General features: G+C 34.7%; 24 protein-coding genes and 1 tRNA gene. 15 read left to right on the plus strand and 10 right to left on the minus strand.

The window, feature by feature from the left end; genetic code table 11:
- Window positions 1-68 precede the first annotated feature (68 nt).
- From ABWU32_RS06610 to ABWU32_RS06620, 3 genes are all read left to right on the plus strand, one after another.
- On the plus strand, window positions 69-2048 hold the full coding sequence (locus ABWU32_RS06610; RefSeq protein WP_012673252.1) for a porin: 1980 nt from the start codon (window positions 69-71) through the stop codon (window positions 2046-2048).
- Window positions 2049-2484: 436 nt separating this feature from the next.
- A complete protein-coding gene (locus tag ABWU32_RS06615; RefSeq protein WP_141457018.1) occupies window positions 2485-3291 on the plus strand; it encodes a DUF2163 domain-containing protein in 807 nt (268 codons plus the stop codon).
- A gap of 31 nt (window positions 3292-3322) precedes the next feature.
- A tRNA-Ser gene (locus ABWU32_RS06620) sits at window positions 3323-3409 on the plus strand.
- A gap of 106 nt (window positions 3410-3515) precedes the next feature.
- On the opposite strand, the gene ABWU32_RS06625 is transcribed toward ABWU32_RS06620, so the two are convergent.
- From ABWU32_RS06625 to ABWU32_RS06635, 3 genes are all read right to left on the minus strand, one after another.
- Window positions 3516-3767, minus strand: a complete 252-nt coding sequence (locus ABWU32_RS06625; RefSeq protein WP_022626339.1) for a hypothetical protein — start codon at window positions 3765-3767, stop codon at window positions 3516-3518.
- Entirely contained in the window at window positions 3737-3886 is a 150-nt protein-coding gene (locus ABWU32_RS06630; RefSeq protein ID WP_285520262.1) for a hypothetical protein, read from the minus strand. The genes ABWU32_RS06625 and ABWU32_RS06630 overlap by 31 nt, the downstream gene beginning before the upstream one ends.
- Window positions 3887-4148: 262 nt before the next feature.
- Complete coding sequence (locus ABWU32_RS06635; RefSeq protein WP_265027871.1) at window positions 4149-4442, minus strand: transposase; 294 nt, start codon at window positions 4440-4442, stop codon at window positions 4149-4151.
- A 357-nt stretch (window positions 4443-4799) separates the two neighbouring features.
- On the opposite strand from ABWU32_RS06635, the gene ABWU32_RS06640 reads away from it, so the two are divergent.
- From ABWU32_RS06640 to ABWU32_RS06650, 3 genes are read left to right on the plus strand one after another with little or no spacing between them, the layout of a single operon-like run.
- Window positions 4800-5909 carry a PQQ-like beta-propeller repeat protein gene (locus ABWU32_RS06640; protein ID WP_015589182.1) on the plus strand — a complete coding sequence of 370 codons (1110 nt, stop codon included), beginning with the start codon at window positions 4800-4802 and terminating at the stop codon, window positions 5907-5909.
- A complete protein-coding gene (gene lpdA / locus ABWU32_RS06645; protein ID WP_015589183.1) occupies window positions 5902-7281 on the plus strand; it encodes a dihydrolipoyl dehydrogenase in 1380 nt (459 codons plus the stop codon). The genes ABWU32_RS06640 and lpdA overlap by 8 nt, the downstream gene beginning before the upstream one ends.
- Window positions 7282-7283: 2 nt before the next feature.
- The gene (locus tag ABWU32_RS06650) at window positions 7284-8204 is read left to right on the plus strand and encodes a tyrosine recombinase XerC (protein ID WP_353278603.1); all 921 of its coding nucleotides are present in this window, start codon (window positions 7284-7286) and stop codon (window positions 8202-8204) included.
- Here the strand turns inward: ABWU32_RS06650 and ABWU32_RS06655 are convergent.
- The 5 genes from ABWU32_RS06655 to grxC form a co-directional block, all read right to left on the minus strand.
- A complete protein-coding gene (locus ABWU32_RS06655; protein WP_141457017.1) occupies window positions 8201-9718 on the minus strand; it encodes an ankyrin repeat domain-containing protein in 1518 nt (505 codons plus the stop codon). The two genes, ABWU32_RS06650 and ABWU32_RS06655, sit on opposite strands and share 4 nt — an antisense overlap.
- An 89-nt stretch (window positions 9719-9807) precedes the next feature.
- A complete protein-coding gene (gene trxB / locus ABWU32_RS06660; RefSeq protein WP_015589186.1) occupies window positions 9808-10746 on the minus strand; it encodes a thioredoxin-disulfide reductase in 939 nt (312 codons plus the stop codon).
- Window positions 10733-11332, minus strand: a complete 600-nt coding sequence (locus ABWU32_RS06665; protein ID WP_012673206.1) for a peroxiredoxin — start codon at window positions 11330-11332, stop codon at window positions 10733-10735. Before ABWU32_RS06665 ends, trxB begins: the two co-directional genes overlap by 14 nt.
- An 854-nt stretch (window positions 11333-12186) precedes the next feature.
- Window positions 12187-13059: a hypothetical protein gene (locus ABWU32_RS06670; protein ID WP_007550039.1), complete on the minus strand. Its 873-nt coding sequence runs from the start codon at window positions 13057-13059 to the stop codon at window positions 12187-12189.
- Window positions 13060-13174: 115 nt separating this feature from the next.
- On the minus strand, window positions 13175-13513 hold the full coding sequence (gene grxC, locus ABWU32_RS06675) for a glutaredoxin 3 (RefSeq protein WP_007550037.1): 339 nt from the start codon (window positions 13511-13513) through the stop codon (window positions 13175-13177).
- Window positions 13514-13573: 60 nt separating this feature from the next.
- Here grxC and ribF point away from each other — a divergent pair, with 60 nt between their 5' ends.
- The 4 genes from ribF (at window position 13574) to ABWU32_RS06695 (ending at window position 17739) form a co-directional block, all read left to right on the plus strand.
- Complete coding sequence (gene ribF / locus ABWU32_RS06680) at window positions 13574-14506, plus strand: riboflavin biosynthesis protein RibF (RefSeq protein WP_010082493.1); 933 nt, start codon at window positions 13574-13576, stop codon at window positions 14504-14506.
- On the plus strand, window positions 14503-14979 hold the full coding sequence (gene lspA / locus ABWU32_RS06685) for a signal peptidase II (RefSeq protein ID WP_006279329.1): 477 nt from the start codon (window positions 14503-14505) through the stop codon (window positions 14977-14979). Before ribF ends, lspA begins: the two co-directional genes overlap by 4 nt.
- A 113-nt stretch (window positions 14980-15092) precedes the next feature.
- A complete protein-coding gene (locus ABWU32_RS06690) occupies window positions 15093-16433 on the plus strand; it encodes a M16 family metallopeptidase (RefSeq protein ID WP_264723515.1) in 1341 nt (446 codons plus the stop codon).
- Window positions 16420-17739 (plus strand): M16 family metallopeptidase, encoded by a 1320-nt coding sequence (locus ABWU32_RS06695; RefSeq protein WP_015589188.1) that lies wholly within the window; start codon window positions 16420-16422, stop codon window positions 17737-17739. The genes ABWU32_RS06690 and ABWU32_RS06695 overlap by 14 nt, the downstream gene beginning before the upstream one ends.
- A gap of 9 nt (window positions 17740-17748) precedes the next feature.
- On the opposite strand, the gene purN is transcribed toward ABWU32_RS06695, so the two are convergent.
- Window positions 17749-18309, minus strand: coding sequence for a phosphoribosylglycinamide formyltransferase (gene purN / locus ABWU32_RS06700; protein ID WP_015589189.1), 561 nt, complete (start codon window positions 18307-18309; stop codon window positions 17749-17751).
- A 304-nt stretch (window positions 18310-18613) separates the two neighbouring features.
- Between purN and ABWU32_RS06705 the strand changes: the two genes are divergently transcribed.
- Window positions 18614-19030 carry a hypothetical protein gene (locus ABWU32_RS06705; protein ID WP_006279382.1) on the plus strand — a complete coding sequence of 139 codons (417 nt, stop codon included), beginning with the start codon at window positions 18614-18616 and terminating at the stop codon, window positions 19028-19030.
- On the opposite strand, the gene ABWU32_RS06710 is transcribed toward ABWU32_RS06705, so the two are convergent.
- Window positions 19023-19553: a Na+/H+ antiporter subunit E gene (locus ABWU32_RS06710; RefSeq protein WP_010962821.1), complete on the minus strand. Its 531-nt coding sequence runs from the start codon at window positions 19551-19553 to the stop codon at window positions 19023-19025. The genes ABWU32_RS06705 and ABWU32_RS06710 overlap by 8 nt on opposite strands.
- A 68-nt stretch (window positions 19554-19621) precedes the next feature.
- On the opposite strand from ABWU32_RS06710, the gene ABWU32_RS06715 reads away from it, so the two are divergent.
- From ABWU32_RS06715 to ABWU32_RS06730, 4 genes are all read left to right on the plus strand, one after another.
- A complete protein-coding gene (locus tag ABWU32_RS06715; protein ID WP_353278606.1) occupies window positions 19622-22153 on the plus strand; it encodes an ankyrin repeat domain-containing protein in 2532 nt (843 codons plus the stop codon).
- Window positions 22154-22273: 120 nt separating this feature from the next.
- On the plus strand, window positions 22274-22723 hold the full coding sequence (smpB, locus tag ABWU32_RS06720; protein ID WP_007548863.1) for an SsrA-binding protein SmpB: 450 nt from the start codon (window positions 22274-22276) through the stop codon (window positions 22721-22723).
- Window positions 22724-22729: 6 nt separating this feature from the next.
- On the plus strand, window positions 22730-23521 hold the full coding sequence (gene lgt / locus ABWU32_RS06725) for a prolipoprotein diacylglyceryl transferase (protein WP_015589191.1): 792 nt from the start codon (window positions 22730-22732) through the stop codon (window positions 23519-23521).
- A gap of 690 nt (window positions 23522-24211) precedes the next feature.
- The gene (locus ABWU32_RS06730) at window positions 24212-25957 is read left to right on the plus strand and encodes a type I secretion system permease/ATPase (RefSeq protein WP_265027876.1); all 1746 of its coding nucleotides are present in this window, start codon (window positions 24212-24214) and stop codon (window positions 25955-25957) included.
- The last annotated feature ends 162 nt before the right edge of the window (window positions 25958-26119 follow it).

Consider the following 26119-nt stretch of genomic DNA (forward strand, 5'->3'; position numbering starts at 1 on the left):
TTGAATTTTCAACATTTTTATACTATTTACATTTAAGATATGATTTCGAAATTTTTTGGGGGCACTTCATGAAAAAGTCTATGTATACTAGAACTGCTCTAGTTTCTTTATTAACTTTATGTTCTTTCAGCAGTTTTGCAGCTGACTTTCCTGATGAGAGTATGAAGGAAATAAAAAAGCAAGAGAGCACAAAAACTTCTGGAAAAACAGAAGTTATGAAAACATCAAATAAAAAACTGAAAGAAAAGATGGACAGAATATGTAATGCTGATCCAAGAAAAAAAGCTGAAGAGCTTAAGAAAAAAGAGGAGCTAAGATTAGCAGCCGAGCAGAAGAAAAAAGAGGAGATCAGGCTAGCAAATGAGAAAAAAGCAAAGCTTATAGAGGATTCAAAAGCGAAAGCTCTAAACGCTAAGAATTCTAATATAGAAAAAGGTAAAGTTTCAAAAACTAAGCGTTCTAAAACTAAGAATGCTAAAGTTGAAGCTAAAGATGTAAAGAAGGATATAAAAGTTGTTAACAAAAATACAGAGGAAAAAGGTAAGGCAAGTCCTGTTGTTTCAGTTGGTGGAGTTGATATTATCGATACCAATCAAGGGCAAAGTAATTTAAGAATAACTTTTGGTGGTGTTGTTGATGCTCAAGGTTATGGCAAAGCTGGACCAAGTGGCGCAGATTATAAACGTTATAACGTTATGCCAAACAGATCTACAGAGTATTATAATGCCACTCCAGATATAACAAAAGGAGCAAATCCAATATTCTATGAAGGAATAGGAAATATTGGTGATTACAGCAACGATATGGGTATGATTGCTGATGCAATATTGCACCTCAGAGCAGAAAATAAGAATGAAGATTTAGGTCTTCTTTATGGTGCTGACGTGCAGTTTCATGTCCCAGTGACCGAAGGTAAGGGAGCTTCACAGGGTGTTTATGCTGCAAAAGGCAGAAGTGCGCATGTGTTTGTTAACTCAAAATATGGTGACGTGAAGCTTGGTTACCAATTTGGTCCTGAGGCTCTGATGAGGCTTGATGCAACAAGAATTGCGACTGTTGACGGAGCTGCAGATAGTGACTGGTTCAGAAAAGTGAACTTAGAAGGAAGCGCTGCTAGCTTTCCATTTTATGTAACACCACGTCTTTACACTGAAAGTTTTTCGAGTGAAAGTGAAAAATTCTCTTTCCGTATGGCAGGGAAATATAACAAAGGCGTTATGACTACACTGCCATTTAGAGTTGCTTACTACTCACCAAATTATATGGGCGCAAGATTTGGTATCAGCTACTCACCTCGTTATGATAGTGGTTTGTTTACTGTAAAAGAAACAGTTTCAGAAGATAAAGGCGGTAAGATAGAACATAAGGAAACGATAAAGCATGTCGGCCCAGACTATGAGCACATAGTAAGTGCTGGTGCATCATATGAATATGACTTTGATAAACATAACATAAAAGTTAAAACTTCTGCAGTTGGTGAATATGGCTTTCCAAAGCAACCAAGTAAAGATAAGCATCTTTATAAGGAATTTGTGGAGTATAATGACCTGATGGGTGTTAATTTTGGTGTAAGCGCTGATTATAAGATTAATGAAGATCAAGGCGTAAAGTTTGCTGCCTCTTTTGCATACTTGGGCAAATCTGGTCAACCGAAGGGTATTAAAAAATTAATTGGTGATACCTATACGGAAATTGATAGTAAAGATGCTACTGATGGCAAAAGAGTGGAAGGGCTGAAAGCTCAATTTGGTAAAGATAGTATAGATACCATGTATTGGACTGTAGGAGCTGGGTATCAACATGAGAATATCTACACAAGTTTGACGTATTTTGGCAGCAGAATGAATGACAAAGATATGCTTCATGATGGTGCACTTGGCGTTCAATATGATCTGTCTCCTGCATGCAGTAAGAACAAATTTGTTCCTTACGCAGCTCTCCATTATTTTATGACTAACGAAACAGGTAAGCTGAAAGATGAGTCTGATGCTGATGTACCTTCTAACCAAGGAATTCTCCTTCTTACTGGTGTGAAGTTTTCTTTCTAACCAGCCAGTACACACCACAGTTAATTGTGGTGTATTCTTGTCTGTTAGTGTTTATTTGTCGATCAAATAAACATATGGTGTCCTCTCTTCTGTCATCCCAGTGCGTGACACACAACTGTACGAACATTGTGATTTGAGGACACTCCACCAAGAAGGATGTCATCCCAGTGCCCAGACACTGGGATCCATCTTTCCATGCAACTTCATCAAAAGCGTTTATTCAGCATAAGATCAGCCACTTTTTATGCTCACCAAATCAGTTTGCTTACTTACAAGCAAAATTTCCTGGATTCCAGTGTCAAGCACTGGAATGACACCCTATGGTCACCGGAATGACGCTTTATGGCTACTTAGATGATGAGAAAAGAACACACTGCCCTTATTCTACTGGCCGTATAGCTACTTTCAAATTTAATCAATTAAGCAGGAGGCCCCTATGCAAACCACACTAAAAAATCATTTAGCTGGAGAATTACTTACCACTGCTACGTGCTGGAAATTAACGCTTGCAGGTGGAGAAGTAATGGGATTCACTGACTATGATGAAGACTTAAATATTGATAATATACTCTATAAATCTTCAAGTGGATTTACAGCCAGTAGTATAATATTAAACAGCGATTTAAAGACTGATAATTTGGAAATTGAGGGAATATTAAATAGTGTTGATATCAAAGAAAAAGATGTTTTATCAGGAAAGTACGACTTTGCAAATATTGAGATATTTCTTGTGAATTATAAAGACTTGACCCAGGGAACAATGAATCTACATTCAGGAATTTTTGGTAAAGTGACATTAAGTAGTGGAAGATTTATTGTTGAAATTAGAGGGCTTTCAGCAAAGCTTGAGAGAAGCATAGCAGAATTATACTCTCCTGCATGCAGAGCACAATTTTGCGATGATAAATGTAAAGCCGATACTAAAAAATTTAGTAAAATAAGTACAATCACTAAAGTAATAGACGAAAGAAGATTTGAAGACACGAATTTAACTGAGAGTGATGAATATTATAAGCACGGAGTAGTAAAATTCTTTGGCTCAATAGCGTTTGAAGGTGTAGTAAAAGAATATAAAAATAAAGTAGTTACGTTGTTTACTTCGCCTCCATACCAAATTTTTGCTGGAGATAAATATTCAATACTCGCAGGTTGCGATAAAACATTTCCAACTTGCAGAAGCAAGTTTAACAATACTGTGAATTTTCGTGGTGAACCCTATATACCAGGTTTTTATATTGTTTAGCAGTACAATTTTCAATATTATGAATAAGCATGGAAAGGTGGCTGAGTGGTCTAAAGCACACGCTTGGAAAGCGTGCACATATGAAAATATGTCGGGGGTTCGAATCCCCCCTTTTCCGTATGTTACTTCTAGAATAGTATAAAACCCCCGGTCGCGCACACAACTGTACGAACATTGTAATATGGTACAATGTTACAACTATGCGGTGGTAATTTACGATAAATTCATGTAGCCATTTCAAATTTAGCCATACCAATGTCAGTAAATTGATTAAGCAAATAACACTTGAGTAGCAGTTCCTTCCCACGATTAATTTCAGATTTGTTCCGAAAATTAAACCCGAATGTTTGTTTCAGTCGCGAGAAAAAACTTTCTACATAAGATCTTTTTCCGTAGTTTGTTTGCCTTTTCCACCTCTTCATTCCATCTTCGCTGTATGACTTTATTAGTCTAATTGCAGCATTTCTCTCTGCCATACTTTGGATGCTCTGCTGCATTGTTTTTTTGGAGGAATTTTTGTCTTTATGCCGCATTCATCACACAATTTATAGAGTTTATGTCTGTCATATGCTCTGTCTGCATATAGTGCTTTTATGGCATGCTGAAAATTAACTCCTTTAAGTAAATCGCAAGCTCCATAGTGATCAGACCGTTACTGTATTTTGCAGCTATGGCTTTTTTGCTGTTTATATTCAACATTACATGCAATTTTCTTGTCTGTTCATAGCCACGATATTTTCTATCAGCGCTATTTTCCTTGCTGTGTGTTGTTATAAATGCTGATGCTTGTGCTATCTATGGCAATTTCGATATCTTCCATATTATTTTTATCAATTCTGCAATCATTGATCTTAATATTAAGTTTTTTTTGAAGCTTGCGAATAGCTGATAACTGCCAAATCTCTTCCTATTTGTTGCAAATATCCTTTTATAAACCCGACTATTTGTCTTAAGCCAATTCTAAAAAGATTAACGATTATATGCACTAAAATCACAACTTTATCACTATAAATATAGTTGCCGCCCTGCATTTTTGGACTATTTTCATACCAATTTTCGATAGCTTTATCGATGTAACGAAAAATATTTCCTCTTTTTTCTAGAAATTTGTTATATTCATGGCAGTTACTAACTCTCATTTTTTGTGGCATATTTTTTCTTCAACAGTTAAATAGCTATTTATAATGAATTTTGTCAGTAGCCACCAGATTTTTTCAGTTGCTATGCAACAAAGCTATCCCAGTGTCAAGCACTGGGATGACAGGAAAAGAGGCTATTTGGATGACATCTTTCTTCTTGGTATAAATTATTTTATATCTCAATGTTCATACAGCTATGCACGTTGCTGCATAGTGGATGAGGTGTACTACCTCTAAGAATATACATTATCTCACATAATAATATAATATTTCGTTCATAAATCAACGTTTTTAACATGCAGCAAGAACATTTCCGTTGTAATTAAGGTTCTTAAGATGTATATTAATGAATCTTGTTTTCAATAAATAATGAAAGTAATAATTGTCATGATAATGTTATTGTGTAGCAGTTACACAATGGCAAGCGAGAGAATAAGTCTAGTGGATAAAAAACTATCTCAAGGATATGTAGCTCCAGTGCTTATAGAAAATAGCGTTATTTTATCAGACAAGCACGGCGCTTTATATTCCTTTGATATTGATAACTCAAAGGCTATGAATTGGAAATTACACCTCTCACATAGGAAAAAAATTGGTAACATGAGCCTATCACATTATGAAAAAAATGTTTTCTTTATAGTGGATAACACTTTACACGCAATAGGCGCAAAAACTGGCAAGATTGAGTGGGAAAAAGAATTGAGAGCTCCAGTAAGAGGAAAAGCAGCAGTAATAAATAATAAATTGGTAGTATTGACTATTGATAATTATCTGTACGTGTTTGATATAAAAGATGGCAGCTTCGTTTGGACTTATCAAAACGGCATCAATGAGGTTCGAGGTTTGTATTCCATATCGCCAGCAATTTCTAATGATAAAATAATAGCACCATTTTCAAATGGTGAGTTAATAGCTTTTAATGAAGACGGTAAAAAATTGTGGAGCCAAAAATTGGCTACAAACCTTTTGGATACACAGCTCACAGATGTAACTACTACACCGAGAGTGCTTGGCGATACTTTAATAGCTACAAATAATTCTTATATTTATAGCATTGACGTGAAATCAGGAAATATTTTATGGTCAAAGTCACTGCAAGTAAAAAGTGTATCAGACATTGAGTCATATTATAGTCCTCTTATTCCTGCAGAGAAACAAAAAGAAGGCGGCAGAATTTTTATAGTTACTAAAGACGATAAAATAATTGGCCTGGATATAAAAAATGGAGAAACAGTCTGGACATCTGATTTAATAGAAAATACGCAATTGTTTGCTCCAATTATGCATGCCCATACACTGTGGGTGACAAGCAATAAAGGTTCAATGTTTGCTTTTCCGGGATCTGAAAGTGCAGGAAAGGTAGTCAAAGTACCTGGTAATGTGTTTCACACTCCAGTGTTTACTCGCAATAAGATATATGTAACAACTGAGGGAAAAGGTGTTTATTCTTTAGAAAATAGGTTTGTTTTTTATGACTGATTATGATTTAATTGTTATAGGTGGTGGCCCAGGAGGCTATAAGTGTGCTATCGCTGCTGCAAAACTTGGATTGAAAGTTGCCTGTATAGATAAAAATAGCATTTTTGGTGGCACATGCCTCAGAGTTGGGTGCATACCCTCCAAAGCATTGCTCCATTCTTCCTATCAGTATGCTCACACGAAAAATGATCTGTCGAAGCTTGGCATAAAAATTAAGGACGCAAGTTTCGATTTAAAAGAAATGCTAGGCTATAAGGACGCCAGAGTTCAGGAACTTGGAAAAGGTATAGAATATCTGTTTAACCTTCACAAAATCACTAAAATCAATGGGCTTGCTTCTTTTGACCAAGGTAATCTTGAAGTTTCAGTTGAAGGTAAGGTGCTGAAGACAAAAAATATAGTAATTGCAACCGGTTCTGATGTTATTTCTTTGCCAGGAATTAATATCGATGAGAAAGACATTATTTCTTCCACCGGTGCACTATCTTTAACTGAAGTACCAAAAAAACTTGTCGTAATCGGAGCCGGGGCAATAGGGCTTGAAATGTCTTCTGTATGGAGAAGGCTAGGGTCTGAAGTCACTGTAGTAGAATTTTTTGACAGAATCGCTGCAGCAATGGATGGAGAATTAAGTAAGTCTCTACTTTCTAGTCTACAAAAACAAGGAATAAAATTTTTACTTAGCACTAAAGTCGAGGAGATAAAACAAAGTAGCAACTCTTTGAGTGTGAAAGTTTGCTCTGTAAAAGATAACCAAACAAACGTTATAGAGGCAGATAAGGTGCTGGTTGCAGCAGGACGCAAACCATGCACTGAGAATCTTGGTATTGATGAAAAAATAGAAAAAGATAATCGCGGTTTCGTTCAAGTTAACAACAGATATGAAACTAATGTAAAAGGAATATTTGCTATTGGTGATGTGATCGGTGGAGCAATGCTTGCTCATAAGGCAGAAGAAGAAGGAGTGGCAGTTGCAGAGATAATCGCTGGGCAAGTACCTCACGTTGATTATGAAATCATACCATCTGTCATTTACACTCACCCTGCGGTTTCTTCAATCGGTAAAACTGAAGAGGAGTTGAAAAGTGTTGGCCGTAAGTACAAAGTTGGTAAATGTCAATTTGCTGCAAACGGCAGAGCAAAAATCACTGATGATGCTGAAGGATTCGTGAAAGTGCTGACTTGTAGCAGAGCAGATACAATACTAGGTGTGCATATCATAGGAGCATACGCTGACACGCTAATAAACGAAGCAGCGGTTGCAATGGCATATGGCGCAGCAGCAGAGGATATATACAGAATTTGTCACTCTCATCCTGATATAAATGAAGCCTTTCGAGATGCGTGCATCGATGCTTTCTTTAAAAAATAATTGTGGACCTCGGTTCAATCATTGAAAAATGGTATGAGTGGCTGAGGTGCAACAGATCTTATTCACCAAATACTTTAGAGTCATACATGAGGGACTTGAAGGATCTTATAAGTTTCCTAAATACTCACATTGGCGGAGAAGTAAATGTTGGTACTCTGAAAAATTTAAGCATACCTGAGTTAAGAAGTTGGCTTACCTCTCGTTACGCAAGAGGTGTAAACGCAAGATCCAACACTCGAGCACTCTCAGTAATCAGAAATTTCTTCAAGTACATAAAAAATAACCACAATATAGACAATGAAGCTGTATTTTCCTTATCAAGGCCAATTCAGAGAAGAACTCTGCCCAAAGCATTATCAATACCTAATATAAAAACTTTATTGAAAGAAATGAAACTATCCGACCTGGGTGAACCTTGGGTGGTAAAAAGAGAAATTGCGATTATCGTCCTGCTATATGGTACAGGCTTAAGAATCAGTGAAGCGTTGAACCTTAGGGTTAGTGATATCAGTAGCGAAAACTTAATAATTACAGGTAAAGGAGATAAACAAAGGCAGGTATTCATTCTCCCCATAGTAAAAAAATGTATACAAGAGTATATAAAAGCTTGCCCTTACCTTGATGAAGCACAACATCTTTTTTTGGGAGTAAGAGGAAAAAAATTGGGAAGAACTTATGTGGCCAATCGTTTGCAGAAAATAAGGAGAATGTTAAATTTACCAGAAATTTTATCTCCACATGCATTTCGCCATAGTTTTGCTACTCATTTGCTTCAGGAAGATATTGACATAAGATCAATACAACAACTGCTTGGTCACTCAAGCCTGGAAACTACTCAAATTTACACTCACCTCAATTATCAAGATGTTTTTAACATGTACAAAAATTTTCAGCAGGGCCTGGAGAAGAAATCAAAACTTTAACTTCGTTCTAAACCACCAAGCTGAGTGCTTTCAACATCACTAAGTATTGTGTTTGCTTTATATAAATTACAACATCCTAATAAAAAAAAAGCCAGTGCAACTGCTGTAAAGAAAGCACTTATTATCCCTGGATAATCTTCTATTACTAAACATGCAACAACAGTATATACTCCAAGCAATATAAAACATGCAGAAGCGTAGTTGCTTAGTTTTCTACCAGAAGAAATTGCTTGCGAGGATTTTTCGTTTTTATTACTACGGAGCAGTCTATTTTCTGATGAAAGCCTATCTCTTTCTTCCCTTACTTGTTTCAAATCTCTTTTTAATTGTAAAATTTCGACAGTGTCGCTTGCTCTTCCATACACAATTCTATTAAGTCGAGTTACTTCACTATTTAGATCATTGATTTTTGTTTTTTGAGCCGATTTTTCCTGTCTTACTTGCCCTAAATCTCTTTCTAATAGTGAAATTTTGCTAGTTTTATTCGTTAGCTCTTGCTCTTTTTCTACAAGTTGAGCTTTTGTTCTTTCAAGCCCTTGTAAAAACTTCTCAAAATCTTCTGGTATATTATTCGTATTTGCAGGAAATTTTTCATTTAAATAATCTTTAATAGAGTTAACTGGATTATCAACACCCCCCAATGCAGCAGTAACAACTGCACGATTTATAAAACAATTATCTTCTACTAATTTTTTCACATCATCTAAATCTTTTCTATTAATAGTATCAGTTAATCGGCTCTGAATAGCTTGTTCAATTGTTTGCTTTAATTGTGCATACTGCTCGTAACTAAAATCTAGGTCTTTATGTTTTAAAAGTTTTGTCAATACTTCTTTTTCATCTTCTGTTATCGTTCGTAAACATAATCGAATAATTAAGCTAAGTGGTGTTTTTATTCTTCCATCTTGGGTTCTTCTCCAGCAATTAGGATGAAGCTCTTGATTCAATAGTCTTTTCGCTTGGCAAATATTTCCGCTAGAAAGAGCAGCTAATAATTCTTTTCCTTTCTGTGCTTTTTGTATTTCTATTATCAAATGCCCAGCACGATTTTGTCTAGCACATTCCTCAGGATTTTGATGGTTTTTATTGGTTAGATAAGTGTTTATGTTTGGATGACTTAGTAAGAGTTGTAAAGTTTTCTTTTGTTGAAAGCACATTGCTAGATGCAAAACTGTATTGTTATTATTTTGTTCAGAAATATTAACATCTATGCTCCGGTGCAGTAGGAGCAACCTAATCATATTCTGATATTCTTTTTCTGTTTCAGAGCCTGCAGACAAATTAGTAACTATGGACATCAAAGGTGTCATGCCTTCTTTATCAAACGCATTAACATCCGCACCCTCTGCCAGAGCTTCTTTAAAATCTTCTAGGTTTCCATCATCAATAGCCTTAAATAGCTGTTTTGTTGATTCACTTAGCTGTCTTGAAGTTGTCGGATTTCGAGCTTGCGATGCCGTGTTATCACCACCTCCATAAGCTCCATAACATGCTACACCGTTTCTATAAGGCATACTAAACCCTCTTTATTAATGATTTACTAATATAATTATGTAAAAGAAAAGGAAAATTGCAAGCAATTTATCTAAAATCCTAGAATTAACTACGACTCCAAAAACTTTTCTGCATCAAGCGCAGCCATGCATCCTGTTCCTGCTGCAACTACTGCTTGACGATATACCTTATCTTGAACATCACCTGCAGCAAACACTCCTGCCCTACTAGTTAAAGTTGTTCCAGGTTTTGTAATGATGTAACCCTGCTCATCCATTTCAACAAAGCCTTTAAAAATACCCGTATTTGGTGCATGCCCGATTGCAATGAACACTCCATCCACTTTTAATTCTTGGGTTTCTGCTGATTTAATCGCAATACCAGCAACCCTTTTTGGATTTTCTTCTCCAAGAATCTGCTCTACGGTATGGTTCCACATTACTTTTATTTTATCATTTTTAAAGAGCCTATCTTGCATTACTTTTTCCGCTCTTAATTTATCACGCCTGTGTATTAATATCACTTCTTTGGCAAATCGAGTTAAAAATATTGCTTCTTCAACAGCAGTGTTTCCACCACCAATCACAGCTACAACTTTATTCCTAAAAAATGCACCATCGCAAGTCGCACAAGCTGAAACCCCATAACCCTGAAATTTCTTTTCACTTTCTAAACCAAGCCACTTCGCTTGCGCACCAGATGCAATGATAATTGCATCTGAATAGTAGTCATTGATATTACCAGAAGATCTAAACCTATACTCATTAGAATCCTCAAGTTGTTCAACGCTTTTTATCTCATCATCTATTATTTTTGCTCCAACCTTTTCTGCATGCAACCTCATTTGCTCCATTAGTTCTGGACCCTGTATTGAAACAAAACCAGGATAGTTTTCAACATCTGTAGTAATTGTAAGCTGACCACCAGGCTGCATTCCCGTTACTACAATTGGCTCTAAGTTTGCACGTGCTGCATATATAGCAGCAGCATAACCCGCTGCCCCAGATCCAATAATAAGAACTTTTGTACTAAATTTATAATTCTTCACTGTATGAGTTTAGATAATCAGCTACTCCTTCATCGCTTGCCTGCATTGCTGGCTTACCTTTTTTCCACCCTGCTGGACACACCTCACCATGCTCTTCATTATGTTTAATTGCATCAACGATTCTAACGAATTCATCGATATTACGCCCTAAAGGCAAATCATTTATCGATTGATGACGTACAATAAATTTATCATCAATAACGAAAGTTGCTCTCAGCGCAATTGAGTCATCATATAAGACCCCATAGTCTCTTGATATAGACTTTTTGATATCAGACACTAAAGTGTAGCTAATCTCTCCAATACCACCATCATTAACTGGAGTGTTTCGCCATTTATAATGTGAAAATTTTGAATCTACACTTATTCCTATCACTTCAACACCACGCTTTGCAAACTCATTTATTCTATTATTGAGCGATATCAATTCAGTTGGGCAAACAAAAGTAAAATCAAGTGGATAGAAAAAAAGGACAGCATACTTATTTTTTATGCGCTTACTCAGACAGAAATCATCAACAATTTCTCCGTCAGAGAGAACAGATGAAGCAGTAAAATCGATAGCAGATTTTGTTACAAGATTCATAATTAACCTATTCTTTTAAAATAACTTTAATTTTACATCTTGATAAACTTATATGCAAGTTTTCTTTGGTTTTAGTCCTATAAAAACTTCCTAAAATAGCTCTTCTTTTTTACCGATAAGATACAATCCAGGTTGGAATACTGAGTTGGTGAGTATAAAATTCTACGTCATACCGCCACGAACCGTCATACCGCGATTCATTCGCGGTATCTCGGCCGCTAACACGTAGCGGGATGACGGTTGTCGTTTAGCCATAAACATTAAGAAATTTACCAAACGAAAAAAAAGGCAAAAGAAGCCCCGTGGTTGGCTAATTACTTACATTATACTTTCAAGTATGGCGTTTTTTTATTCTAAACGTTTAATAACCGCGATTCAGTTGCTTTTAAGCCGCAACTAATCTAAATTATAAACATTAAGAAATTTACTAAACAGAAAAAAAGGCAAAAGAAACCCTAGGGTAGCTAGTTATTCACTATCCATTTTTTAAGTTGGCGTTTTTTTATGTTTTAAATGCTTTATAAGCGCATTTTAGCTTATATTAGGTAAAAACCTAGAAGTTTTATAAAGACATAAGGTGCACATAGTGCAAAAAATTAAACATGAGACGCCAGATACGTGAGTTTTTTTGTCATTCAATCTGTACAGAGAAGATAAATAAATAGCTTCAGTTTCATGATAAGGGAGTTGGCGGAGTTTGTCAAGTAAGTTTTTCGCTTCTGCGGGCTACTTGAATAACGGCTACAATGTTCATACAGCTATGTACATAGCTGGAACCCAAAAAAAGAACCAAGTAGCCAAGGCTACTTGGATGACAAAAGGTAATACAAGAAATCTATTGGCTCTCGTATATCTTAGTGAAACTTAACAAGTTTATCTATAGTTTTAGTGATGATTCTTGGAGTATCCGGAGAAACTGCTGAGCTCAGCCTATTTAACCGCTCTATAGCGAACTCGCTATTCTCATTTGCTATGAAATCACATAAAATATTTTCTATATCCTTAGTAACACTTTCATGCTTTCTGAGAGGATGATTATGTGGATACCTACTGATGGTTTTGATACTGGAATACTCAACAAAAGCTTGATCCTTAAAAGCAAGTTGTCTCAATTTCTCTTTGAATTTTCCTTCTTCCTCTTTTGCTAAAAGGCGAGACTTTATCAGTGATTTTATAATCAAATTTATAGCTTGATGTATTTCAGAATGCACTATAACTTTAATGGTATTTTCTTCTACTATACAATCATAAATATTTTTTTCGCTCTGTAACGACTCTATTAATTTCTTGCTACTTTGTGAATTCAATTCCAAATTCTCCTCACTCATAGGAGTTATTATGAAGGTGTTCTTACTCACTCTGATGTTAAATTGTGGAGAGCCTTCAGAAAAGGAAAATGCTACATCCTTAAATTCAAGTGCATGATTGTATGCAGCAAAAAGGGTGTGTGCTATAACACTGCTGGGCACCTTCATTCCATGTTTACTCAGGTGGTTCAATACATTTTCAACCTCATGATATGTAAAGTCTGTATCTTTTAGCAATTCAACAACTTCTATGCCGTTGTGTTGTTTATACTCTATTCTCACTTCTTCTGTAAAAAGTGTTTTAGCTGCTATATGTTTATCAAGCACTGTGAAAATCTTGATGAAATTCTCTAAATCTTGTTTGTTAACTAATTCGATACTAATTAAGTTTCTGCTAATAATTGAAATATTTTTTGTCATTTTTTCCCACTAAAAAAACTCACTGAATGAATTGTATTTTTAATTCATTAAGAATTGTTTAAAGTGAGCATACTAGTTTTCATTTACGTATTACACGACAAAACAAGATAAAAAGTTACATAAAATCATCATGTGGTATAACACACTCTCCACATTCATCATTGCTGTTTGTGTAGGTTGTGACATCAGTGTGATTGTCATTATTATTTAGCATATCATCCAACTTTCCTTCTTTTTCAAGATCCATCAATTTGTCACACCCCCCAATGTGCTTATCGTTGATAAAAATCTGTGGAACTGTTCTAACGTTATACTTTGATTTTATGTCGTTAAATAGATCTGAGTTTTTGAGCACATCAATTTCTTCATACTTCACACCTTTTTTATCTAGTAAATCCTTTGCCCTTATGCAGTATGGACAGCCCTTCTTTACATATATCACAACATTTTTCACAATTTATCTCCGTAGCTTACTAAAATATAGTTATTATATATAAGAAACATATCAAATTGTATGAAAATTATTTATAATTGTGAGCAAGGAATAGAAAATAATATAGCACTAACCTTCGGAAATTTCGATGGCATTCATTTAGGACACGAGTTTGCAATTTCTACTCTAAAGAAGGTAGCACAAGAAAGAGGATTACCCTCTGCAGTTTTAACTTTTGAGCCTCACCCATCAACTGTTTTATTTGGTAGAAACAATTTTAGGTTAATAGACCAAGAACAAAAAAAGGAACTAATCAGCAGCTATGGTATAGATTACTTATATATTATTAATTTTAATAGAGGTTTTTCTGAGGTTAGCTGCGATGACTTTATCAGTGAGATTTTAATAGATAAATATGGCGCTAAACACATAATTGTCGGAGAAAATTGCACTTTTGGTCATAAACGATTGGGTAATATATTAACTCTAGAGAAATATTCTGAAATATATGGATACTCTTTGACTAAATTAGAGCCATTAACAATTGACGGCAAAATTTGCTCTTCTTCTTCAATAAGGGAGTATGTACAAAGGGGCGAAATAGAAATTGCTAATAAATTGCTCGGCAGGCCTTATCAAGTTTCTGGTGTTGTGACAAAAGGTGCATGTAGAGGTAGAGAAATAGGATTTCCAACCATAAATATTCCTATAGAAGATTGCATGATAAAACCTAAGTTTGGCACATATTACGCTAGAGTGACTTTTCCTGATAGTAATCCAAATTGGTTATATGGAGTAGTCAATATTGGTATGAGACCTACTTTTAAGGATCTGAAAAAGCCTATAATAGAAATGCACATATTCGATTTTGATGAAGACGTATATAGTCATAAAGTCAATATACAACTTTTAAAATTCATAAGGTCAGAAAAAAAATTCCATAGTATTGAGGAGTTAACAAAACAGATAAATTATGATATACTTAAAGTTTATAGGTTAAAGGCAAATTTATGAAAAAGTTATGCTTAGTTGTTATATTAATTATAGTATTGATTGACCAAACGAGCAAATTGTACATAAACTCATTGATTGATGAAGGAGAATCAATTGAGATCGCTAGTTTTATAAAACTAGTTGAAGTTTGGAATTCAGGTATTAGTTTTGGAATGTGTAGCGCTTTACCACATGGCGGTTTCTTTTTTTCAGCATTTTCAATACTAATAATTGGTATACTTGCATATTTGATATACAAGTCTGACGATCAGTCAACTTACCTTGGTTTTTCTCTGATGATTGGTGGAGCAATCGGAAACGTAGTTGATAGGATCTATTGGGGAGCTGTATATGATTTCATATATTTTCATATTGATGATTGGTATTGGCCAGCCTTTAATTTAGCAGATTTATCTATAGTTTGTGGAATGTTTACATTGTTATATAAGTGGTATATATACGATATGCTTATTTCTAAACAAAATGAGGAATAAAATAATTATATTCACATAATGTTGACATCGCTATATAAGTGGTATACATACGATATGTTTATTTCCAAACAAAATGGGGAATAAAGTAATTATGTTTATATTAGGTTAGGATAATGCTTCATAAGCTTTTTAGTTTTCTTATACTACCTGCATTTTTTTTTACTTACCCAATTTCTTCGAATGCTTTAAACATAGAGCACAACATAAAACATGCTAAACTCGATAACGGTTTGGATGTTTATATTGTTCCTAATCATCGGATTCCAGCCGTTTTACATGCAGTAATATACAAAGTTGGGGGAATGGATGATCCAATCGGCAAAGCAGGATTGGCTCACTACTTTGAACATTTAATGTTTGAAACTACAGGAAAGTTCACAGATATAGAAGCCACTATGAGTAGCATTGGGGCTCAATTTAACGCGTTTACCACTAAAGAATATACCTGTTATTTTGAGTTGATCCCCAAAAAAGATTTACCACTTGCAATGGAAGTTGAAGCAGATAGAATGGGCAGCTTTAATGTTACTCAAGACAAAATAGATAGAGAAAAAAACATTGTGTTGGAAGAAAGAAAAATGAGATTTGATAATCATCCTAACAACTTGTTATGGGAAGAAATGAATAGTGCATTTTACCGTACTGGCTATGGTAGGTCTGTTATCGGCTGGGAGAGCGATATCAAAACTTACAATTTGGATGACATAACGAGGTTTCATGATAACTATTATCACTCCGGCAATGCAATATTACTGATTGTGGGTGATGTGGAACTTGATGAAGTAGTGAAATTAGCAGAAGAAAAATATGGCGAAATTAAAGCTAAGCCTGTAATGAGAAATTACCCAAATCAGGATCCAGTGCATAATGCAGGTCTATCGGTGACCTTAGAGAGCACTGAAGTAAAAGAACCAGTTTTATATTTTCGTTATCGTGTACCCTTATTTGAGCATATAAATGAAGCTTCCGCTGCTCATTTAGCGGTTGAAATTTTAGGTGGCGGCAAATCCAGCAAACTGTATAATGATCTGGTTTTAGATGAAGATGTGGCAGTATCAGTGTTTGCTTATTATAATAGCCTAGCTTTTAGTGATGGCTACATTGATATTCAGGTCATTCCAAAAAGCGGAGTTAATTTAGATATTGTTGAAAGAGAGTTAGATAATGCTATTAATAACTTCATGTCTAAAGGAATAACGGATGAGGAGTTGCAAAGCTCGAAATATAGATACAAAGCAGCACAGTTTGATAATCTATCTGACTTAACTCATATAGCGATGTTCTATGTGCCACACCTTGCACTTGGTATTCCACTTGATGAAATAGATATTTCATATAGCAAAATAGATGATGTTAATTTAGAGGATGTAAATAACAAAATTCGTACTATCTTTTCTTCCAATAAGTTAATTGGTCGTTTATTACCAAAAGGAGATAACAATGAGAATAAGTAAATTTGTACTTCTGTTTTTTTTCTGCCTAAGCTTTAATTTACAAGCAAGTGGTAGCTTAAATATAGAGGAGGTCACTACCCGTAAAGGATTTAAGTTTTTATTTGTCGAAAACTGTGCTTTACCAAAAGTTTCACTGAATATATCATTTAAAGATGCAGGTTATGTGTATGAGAATGCAGAAAAACAGGGACTTACCTGGTTTACTTCTCTTATAATTCAAGAAGGGGCAGGAAAAAATGATGCCAAAGATTTTGCGAAAAAGCTTGAAGATAAAGGGATTAGTTTAAATTTTATTGCTGATTTAGAAGCATTTAGGGTTTCATTAAATACTTTGTCTGACAATCTAGAGGAAGCAATTTCATTACTGAGCGATACTATAATGCGTCCTAAAGTTGACCCTGAAGGGTTGAATAGAGTTTTCGAGAAAGCCAAAGTTAATTTTAATAATCTTGAAAAAAGTCCTTATTTTGTTGCTGGAAAAGAATTAGATACGTTATTGTTTAAAAAACATCCTTACTCAAAAAGTGTGTACGGTACTCTTGACACTATAATGAACATTACTAGAGATGATGTTTTAACATACATAAAGCGTAATTTTGCTAAAGATAACATAGTTATCAGTGTTGCTGGTTGTGCAAAAAAAGAAGAAATTATTACATTATTAGATAAATATTTATCTAAATTGCCGTCAAAAAGATCAAAAGTTAGAAAAATACCTGTAAAAAATAATTTTGGTTCTGCAGAAAGTAAGAATATTTTTATGGATATACCACAGAGTGTGATACTTTTTGCTCAAAAAGGTATAGCTTATGAAGATCCTAATTATTATAACGCTGGTGTCTTAATTGATGCACTTGGTGGCATGAGGCTGAATTCAATATTAATGACAGAACTGAGGCAAAACTTGGGTATTACTTATGGTGTTTATGCAAGTATTATTTCCAATAAACATGGAAATATTATATCTGGATTTATAAGTACTGATAGTTCTACTGCTGGCAAAGCTATATCAGCAGTAAAAGATACATTTAGCAGAATAAAAAAGCAAGGAATTGACGAACAATTGTTCAAGGATGCAAAAATTGGCTTGGTAAATAATCTTGTCCTTTTCCTGTCCAATAACACAAATACAGCAACGCTGCTAGATAATATGCAGATAAATGATCGTGATGTTAACCGTATAAATAATTATGCGAATATCATTAATGATGTTAAATTAGAGGAAGTAAACGAACTGGCAAGTTCTTTACTGGAACCTGAAAATTTATTTTTTGTTGAAGTTGGAAAAAACGCTCAAGGTCAATAATTATTACAGTCATATATCTTCTGCTATTGACCTTACTGCTTCTACATAACACTTATGCTCCTTAGCTAGAATGCGTTCTGAGAGGCTTTGAATATCATCAGCTGGTAACACTGGTACAACAACTTGAGCAATTATGGCTCCAGCATCAACTTCAGGAGTGACATAATGTACAGTACAACCTGTAATTTTTACACCTGCTTTTAGAGCTTGCTCTTGAGCGTTTAGACCTTTAAAAGACGGAAGTAAAGAGGGATGAATATTTATAACCTTGTTATGCCATTTACTCAGAAAATCAGCTTTGAGAATTCTCATAAACCCTGCAAGGCAAATTAAATCAACCTTATGTTGAACAAGTATTTCGTGAATTTTACCAGCATCAAGCGGTTTATCTTTAACAATAAACGCTGAGATTCCTGCTTGCTCTGCTATTTTCAGACCAGCAGCTTCGCTATTATTTGTGATAACACATGCAACTTCTGCGGAAAAATTCTGATCTTGACATGCTTCTATTAAGGCCTGCATATTCGACCCCCTACCTGAAATTAGTATTCCGAGTTTTATCTTTTTCATTATAGCACAGTTAGTTTAGAATTTAGTTAATACTAACAAAACAGCTCAAAAGGAAAACTTATTTTATAGCAAAGAAGGCAGACTAAACTCTTTATATAAGTGGACCTCTAATTTTGAACCTCACTGGACAACACAAAATAACGAATAGCCCCATGTACCCAGCTTAAACTAGCTTTAATGCTTAGATATTGTGCTATTTTTGTATAATATACTACTATAAGTATATATTTTTGTAATCGCGTTATTATTTATTTAACAAAGTATTAGTATAATTTATTACACTGGATTAAATGGAGAAAGTTCAATGAGTAAATTACCGAACAATGCAAAAATAGGTAAATCTCAGGTTACTCAGTGGGAGGTAATAAAAAATTGTGAATATGCTGATAATTGCTTGTCAAAAATAGTAACTTTGTACGTTATTAGAATAACTCAGCTATCAGATTTTTATACGAGTGACGAACCTGAAATTAACACTGTTTTAGCAAGAATAAGCGTGACAAGTGAAAATGTATTTTTAAACAAGGCTACTACTATTGAAGTTATGGAAGGTATTTTTCCGTATAAATTCAACAGCAAGAAGAGAAATAACATATTAAGGTTAGAAGATTTGTATAATTATTTATGTTCTATTGTTAACAATAGCCTTCCAAAAGAAATGCTTGAAAGTCTTGTAAGGGAATATAAGGATGCTGTTAACTTATTTAAAGCAATTACTTAACTGAACGTAGTATTTTTAAGATTTTATTTTCTATTTCAGAAATGCCGCTTTCAAGATCTTTATCTATCAAATACATGGTAGAGAAATATGTTTTCTGCTTACTTTCAACATTGATAGTTAAAGTTCCGGGAGTGATTGTGACTGAATTGGCAAATAACGCAATGCTTTCATCATTATGCCCTTTGCATTTTCTTAGAATAATGATTGGCTCAAGCTTAGATTTGAGTTGTAGCACCTTTTTTGTTACATAAACACTTGATAAAATGATTTGGTACATTAACCATGGTATATAACTTACTAACTTATAAAACGACAGTCTACTCGTACTATTTAAAATCTGGCTAAGAGCTCTTTCAGCGTTTATCAACCTTCTAAAGATAAACGATGTGAATATAGAGGAAAACACTCCACAAAAAATAAAAAACGGCTCAAAATAACCAGACAATACAGTCCATAGAACAAATAAAATTATAAATGACAGAGAAAAAAACTTGATTTCCTTCCTAAAGTTGAGGTTTTTCATAGTCTGTAATATAACTTAAATGACTCTTTAAGGAAAGATAATAACGAATATTTAGGTTCTTGACTTCTATGTTAAAAGATATAACAACTAAGTTATGTATTTTAAGTGAGGAAGTTATGAAATATGGCAAATTTATGGAAATATTAAAAAAAATAAATGACCTTTCAGATTTGAGCAAGGACAATATAGTTGAAAAAATAAAAGCTAAGTTACAAGAAGAAGATCCAGATTTATGTCAAGAGTGGGAAAAGAGTAAACCTGACAACGATAGTGGATCTGGCATAAATTACATATTTACTATATCTTGTGGTCAAAATTCTAAGAAAGTCAAATTGTTACATCTTGCTTCTTATTGGAACTATGCAAATGTAGCAAAAGCTCTGATTGAAAACGGGGCAGATATTAATGCAGAACATGATAATAAAATTACTCCTTTACATATTGCTGCTCACTATGGCCACGAAGATGTAGTAACCATTCTAACTGGAAAAGGAGCAATTGTTGATGCAAAAAATGGTGATGGATGGACTTCTTTACATTTTGCTGTTGAAAAGAACCACAAAAATGTAGTAAACACTCTAATTGGAAAAGGAGCAAATGTTAATGCAGAAAATGATAAAGGATGGGCTCCTTTACATCTTGCTATTACAAATGGCCACAAAGAGATAGTACAAGTTCTATCAAAAGCAGAAGGAATCAACGTTGATGCAAAAAATAGTGATGGGTGGACTTCTTTACATCTTGCTGCTGCAAATGGCCGCAAAGATATAGTAGAAACTCTAATTGAAAAAGGAGCAGATGTTAATGCGAAAGACCATTATAAATGGACTCCTTTAACATTTGCTTCTCAAAAAGGCCATGAAGTGGTAAAAGGAGCTCTATTAAAGGCACAAGAGAACATCAAAGCTTTGCATTCAGCTGTTAAACATAATAATGAGGAGGAGGTGAAAAACCTATTAAATAAAGGAGTAAACGTTAATGCAAAAGATGATGATGGATGTACTCCTTTACATCTTGCAGCCAGAGAGGGCCATAAAGATGTAGTAGACATTCTAATCGCAAAAGGAGCAAAGGTTAATGCAGAAAATGATGATAGATGTACTGCTTTACATCTTGCTGCTGAAAATAACCACATAGAGGTAGTAAAAATTCTAGTTGAGAAAGCAGATGTTAATGCAGAAGGTATTGTGGACGAGACTCCTTTACATCTTGCAGCCAGAGAGGGCCATAAAGATGTAGTAGACATTCTAATCAAAAAAGGAGCAAAGGTTAATGCAGAAAATGATGATAGATGTACTGCTTTACATCTTGCTGCTGAAAATAACCACATAGAGGTAGTAAAAATTCTAGTTGAGAAAGCAGATGTTAATATAAAGGATGCTGATAGATGGACTCCTTTGCATGTTGCTGCTGAAAATGGCCACGAAGATATAGTAAAAACTCTAATCGCAAAAGGAGCAAAGGTTAATGCAGAAAATGATGATAGATGTACTGCTTTACATCTTGCAGCCAGAGAGGGCCATAAAGATGTAGTAGACATTCTAATCGCAAAAGGAGCAAAGGTTAATGCAGAAAATGATGATAGATGTACTGCTTTACATCTTGCTGCTGAAAATAACCACATAGAGGTAGTAAAAATTCTAGTTGAGAAAGCAGATGTTAATGCAGAAGGTATTGTGGACGAGACTCCTTTACATCTTGCAGCCAGAGAGGGCCATAAAGATGTAGTAGACATTCTAATCAAAAAAGGAGCAAAGGTTAATGCAGAAAATGATGATAGATGTACTGCTTTACATCTTGCTGCTGAAAATAACCACATAGAGGTAGTAAAAATTCTAGTTGAGAAAGCAGATGTTAATATAAAGGATGCTGATAGATGGACTCCTTTGCATGTTGCTGCTGAAAATGGCCACGAAGATATAGTAAAAACTCTAATCGCAAAAGGAGCAAAGGTTAATGCAAAAAATGGTGATAGACGTACTCCTTTACATCTTGCTGCTAAAAATGGCCACGAAGATGTAGTAAAAACTCTAATCGCAAAAGGAGCAGAGGTTAATGCAAACAATGGTGATAGACGTACTCCTTTACATCTTGCTGCTGAAAATGGCAAAATAAAAGTGGTGGAAGTTCTGCTACACACTGAAGCAGACCCTTCATTAAAAGATGTTGATGGAAAAACGCCAAGAGACCTTACTAAATATCAAGGTATAATTCAGCTTTTAGAGGAAGCGGAAAAAAAGCAAACGTTAAAAAATGAGAATAAAAAAACGCCAAAGGATCTTACTGAAAATAAAGATGTAATGCAGCTTCCAGAGAAAAAGGAAGAAAAACAAATTGGAAAAAATGCAATTGTGAAAGAAAAAGAACAATCTGCAAAAAATGCAATTGTAAAAGGTATTATTGTGTGTTTTGTAACTGCAGTGATAGTTGGTGTTGCACTTGCATTTGCTACTGCCCTATCTGTACCAGCAATAATTGGACTAGCTGCAGGATCTGCGCTCATAGTTGGTGCTGGTCAATATATAATGTCAAAGCCTAAAACTGAAATGAAAGAAGTAAAGGAACTTGTGCCTAGAGAGACAGAAAAAGCACTTACTTGATTTTTGTTATCCTGTTGCTATCAGACTAGCCTGGCACCTTATATTTATTGGGATAACTGTTTTATTATGAATTAAGTCAAAAACTCTGTAATATATTGAAGCTTAAAGATATCTTTAGATATGGAAGTTATTGCAGAAAATAGGAAAGCAAGGTTTGAATATTTCATCTTAGAAGAATTTGAAGCGGGTATGGTCTTATTAAGCAGTGAAGTTAAATCGCTAAGAGAAAGAAAAGTAAATATTTCCGACGCCTACGTTGTTGAAAAGAATAGCGAAGTATGGCTGCACAATATGCATATTGCAGAATATAAAGCTGCGAACCGCAAAAATCATAAACCAAAAAGGGAACGTAAATTACTCTTGCATAAAAAGGAGATAAATAAACTAATTGGTCAAATCAAGACTGCTGGGATAACTGTTGTGCCGCTTTCGGTCTATTTTAACGATAAAGGATTTGCAAAAACTAAAATTGCCATTGTAAAAGGAAAAAAACTCTACGATAAGAGAGCAACCATAAAACAGAGAGAGTGGGATCGTGAAAAAAGTAGATTGTCTAAAAATAATTTATAGCAAAATATGTCTTTAAATCCAGTAATTTTCAGCATCGGTCCTGTTTCTATATATTGGTATTCCTTAGCCTACGTTTTGGGTATAGTGTTTGCATATTGGTATTTACATAGGCTAGATGACCAAAAAATATTTACTAAGAATTTTTACGATTCGTTATTAACAGCCACTATTATAGGTATTATCCTTGGAGGTAGACTTGGCTACGTATTGATATATGATCCAGTTCTTTATATAAGCAACCCTATCGAGATATTGAAGACCTGGGAAGGAGGGATGTCATTTCATGGCGGTGCTATAGGAGTTTTGCTTGCAGTAATAATCTCCTGCAGAAGACATAACATTCCTATATTTTATGCACTGGACCTAGTTTCTTGCGGAGTTCCCATAGGTTTATTTTTAGGTCGCATAGGCAATTTTATAAACGGAGAGTTATTTGGCAGAGTTACAACTATGCCATGGGGTATGGTATTTCCAGAGAGTGGTGATAATTTGCTGCATCATCCAAGCCAGCTTTATGAGGCACTTTTTGAAGGACTGCTACTTTTTGCAGTTGCAAATTCACTGTTTTTCTTAACTAGAATAAGACTGTATCACGGTGCGTTAACTGGTATTGCAGTTATGTGGTATGGAATAGCACGTTTTTTCGTTGAGTTTTTTCGCGAACCAGACTATCAAATTGGCTATTTGTGGCTTGATTTAACTATGGGGCAGTTGCTTTCTATACCTATGGTTTTGCTAGGAATGCTTGTATATCTAGGCGCATTAAATTTAAAATTTAATACGAAATCTGTCACATAGAGAAAAGGTGAGTTCAATAGAAAAATGTAGCCAGAAGCCCCATATTATGCACAATTGTACGAATTTTCTGCGTTGCAGTAGAATGAATCGGTGGGCTTTGTTGCATCGCTAGCTATGATGGATTAAAGATAAAAAAGGTGGAGAATATCAGTAGCTTATTATTCTGGTATTTATAACAAGAACGGTCAGTGAATACCTAAATTTGAGTAAAAGAAATTTCACTACCACTCACTAATCTGGCTAAAATTCAAGAATTTCAATGCTTTAGCTATTTTCAATAGAATTAAATTTATTAATATAAATAACAAATTACTATTCTTAAATTTGATCAGATTGATTGCAAAAAAACAAGATTTTCAATAAGTTGCTTATAATCCTAATTATAGTTAGCCTTTCATAAGTAGCGATGCAACAAAGCCATCCCAGTGTCAGCTACTTTCATGACACCATTTGCTGTGCAGTTTACCTTCAAAAATGAATGTTCGTACAGCTATGGAATGAATCGCGGTATGACGTAGCTTCGCTATAGGCAATGAAGGAAATATTAACTATACTTCTTTTTACCATTGTTTATATTTCCTATTCACATATATTAATATTTTACTCACTTAAAGTAAGCTAACTACCGTTATTAATATTTTTGTAATAAAAATTGTATATGGTGCATGTAATCAAATTAAGAGGAAGATTGTGGAAATTACGCCATCAATAAAAAAAGAATTGAAGCAAAGTACTCTATATGTTTGCCTAGAAAAATGCAAAAGTGCATTTTGGTTTATCTTTTGGTTTAGTGCGGGAATCAATTTATTAATGTTATTCCTACCACTTTATACCTCTCAAGTGCTTGATCGGGTGATATCGAGCGAAAGTGTATCAACACTAACTATGCTGACAATTATCACTTTATCTGCATTTGCATGTTCTGCAATGCTTGAAACTTGTCGATATTTAGCCATGGCAAAAATAGGTGATTGGATCGATAAAACTGCAACACCAGATCTGATAGTAAGGTCAATCAGGCTAACGTCAGTGCAGAGCTCAACTTCAAGTGGTGAAGCAATACGAGATCTCGGAGTGATAAAAAATTTCATTACAGGAAATAGTATATTCTCACTGTTTGATACTCCATGGTCGTTAATTTACCTTGTTGTGATTTTCATGATACATACCTCCACGGGGTTTATAGCTATTACTGGAATTATTATATTAGTCTCTATGGCAATATGGAATGAACTTGCCACTAAACGAATATTACAAGAAACCAACGAAGAAACTATACGGAATATCAATGCTATAGATGTTGCAACAAGAAATGCAGAAGTGGTTGAAGCTATGGGCATGTCAGAATTCATAGTCTCTGATTGGTGTAAACGAAATGATCAGAACCGAGCAATGCAAATTAAAGCACAAAATCGCTCTAATGTAATTACTGGAATCACTAAATTTTTGCGCTCAACTCTGCAAATATCAGTGATTGGAACAGGTGCATTACTTGCAATCACAGCTCATAAGACTGCCGGTAGCATCATCGCTGCTTCAATTTTAATGGGTAGAGTATTAGCACCATTTGATGCTGCGGTTCATACTTGGAAGTTTTTAAATCAGGCTAGAATGTCATATGGAAGGCTACAAAGACTTATATTAACATCGCCAAAAAGAGAGCAAACGATGGCTCTACCAGAACCTGAAGGAAAATTGGAATTTGATAGAGTATTTTTTACTCCTTATGGAAGCAATAAGCCGACAGTAAAAGGAATATCATTCATTATAGATCCTGGAGATGTAGTTGGTGTTATTGGTGCAAGTGCTTCTGGTAAATCCACTATCGCAAAATTAACTGTTGGTGTATGGAAGCCAATATCTGGTGTAGTCAGACTAGATGGCGCTGATGTATATACTTGGAATCGAGAAAATTTTGGTAATTATGTTGGCTACTTACCTCAGGATATTGAGTTATTTAACACTAGTGTCAAAGCTAATATTGCTCGCATGAGGCCAGATCCAAATCCTGAAGAAATAATCAAAGCAGCAAAAATTGCAGGAATACATGAACTAATACTAAGCTTACCAAATGGATATGATACAACAATAGGAGGTCCTGGAGGAGTAACGCTCTCTGGCGGCCAAAAACAGCTTCTTGGACTTGCCAGAGCTTTTTATGGTCACACAAAACTTTTAGTACTTGATGAACCAAACGCTAACTTAGATAGCAATGGAGAGGCATGCTTAATTAATGCAATTGGCATTGCAAGAAAACAAAATACTACTACTGTTATCATCACTCACAAGCTACCGTTATTGTCCGTAGTTGATAAGGTGATCCTCATGTCAGATGGTGTCATTTACGCTATGGGACCAAAAGATGAGATTTTGAGCAAATTAGTTGCTCCATCATCAAGTACCACAGAAGATGAGCGCTCTTCAGCAAATGGTTAGTTTATAGCCTTTCTTATAATAGTCCGAATGCGATAAGATATGTGTTTATGGCTATAGCAGGCCAGTAGCATATTACGGTCTGTTCGGATTATTGTAAAAAGAGCTATACTTACAATAAATTCTGTATCTGAAATAACAACTGTTCCAGAAAAATATATATTT

This window comes from Wolbachia endosymbiont (group A) of Udea olivalis (genome assembly GCF_964028365.1).
Classification (GTDB): Bacteria; Pseudomonadota; Alphaproteobacteria; order Rickettsiales; family Anaplasmataceae; genus Wolbachia; species Wolbachia pipientis.

Bases quoted from the DNA above. Each gene is read 5' to 3' on its own strand.
- ABWU32_RS06610 (WP_012673252.1), top strand. From the start codon at position 69: ATGAAAAAGTCTATGTATACTAGAACTGCTCTAGTTTCTTTATTAACT.
- ABWU32_RS06615 (WP_141457018.1), top strand. From the start codon at position 2,485: ATGCAAACCACACTAAAAAATCATTTAGCTGGAGAATTACTTACCACT.
- ABWU32_RS06625 (WP_022626339.1), bottom strand. From the start codon at position 3,767: ATGGCAGAGAGAAATGCTGCAATTAGACTAATAAAGTCATACAGCGAA.
- ABWU32_RS06635 (WP_265027871.1), bottom strand. From the start codon at position 4,442: ATGCCACAAAAAATGAGAGTTAGTAACTGCCATGAATATAACAAATTT.
- ABWU32_RS06640 (WP_015589182.1), top strand. From the start codon at position 4,800: ATGAAAGTAATAATTGTCATGATAATGTTATTGTGTAGCAGTTACACA.
- lpdA (WP_015589183.1), top strand. From the start codon at position 5,902: ATGACTGATTATGATTTAATTGTTATAGGTGGTGGCCCAGGAGGCTAT.
- ABWU32_RS06655 (WP_141457017.1), bottom strand. From the start codon at position 9,718: ATGCCTTATAGAAACGGTGTAGCATGTTATGGAGCTTATGGAGGTGGT.
- ABWU32_RS06665 (WP_012673206.1), bottom strand. From the start codon at position 11,332: ATGAATCTTGTAACAAAATCTGCTATCGATTTTACTGCTTCATCTGTT.
- ABWU32_RS06670 (WP_007550039.1), bottom strand. From the start codon at position 13,059: ATGACAAAAAATATTTCAATTATTAGCAGAAACTTAATTAGTATCGAA.
- ribF (WP_010082493.1), top strand. From the start codon at position 13,574: ATGAAAATTATTTATAATTGTGAGCAAGGAATAGAAAATAATATAGCA.
- lspA (WP_006279329.1), top strand. From the start codon at position 14,503: ATGAAAAAGTTATGCTTAGTTGTTATATTAATTATAGTATTGATTGAC.
- ABWU32_RS06690 (WP_264723515.1), top strand. From the start codon at position 15,093: ATGCTTCATAAGCTTTTTAGTTTTCTTATACTACCTGCATTTTTTTTT.
- ABWU32_RS06695 (WP_015589188.1), top strand. From the start codon at position 16,420: ATGAGAATAAGTAAATTTGTACTTCTGTTTTTTTTCTGCCTAAGCTTT.
- purN (WP_015589189.1), bottom strand. From the start codon at position 18,309: ATGAAAAAGATAAAACTCGGAATACTAATTTCAGGTAGGGGGTCGAAT.
- ABWU32_RS06705 (WP_006279382.1), top strand. From the start codon at position 18,614: ATGAGTAAATTACCGAACAATGCAAAAATAGGTAAATCTCAGGTTACT.
- ABWU32_RS06710 (WP_010962821.1), bottom strand. From the start codon at position 19,553: ATGAAAAACCTCAACTTTAGGAAGGAAATCAAGTTTTTTTCTCTGTCA.
- ABWU32_RS06715 (WP_353278606.1), top strand. From the start codon at position 19,622: ATGTTAAAAGATATAACAACTAAGTTATGTATTTTAAGTGAGGAAGTT.
- smpB (WP_007548863.1), top strand. From the start codon at position 22,274: ATGGAAGTTATTGCAGAAAATAGGAAAGCAAGGTTTGAATATTTCATC.
- lgt (WP_015589191.1), top strand. From the start codon at position 22,730: ATGTCTTTAAATCCAGTAATTTTCAGCATCGGTCCTGTTTCTATATAT.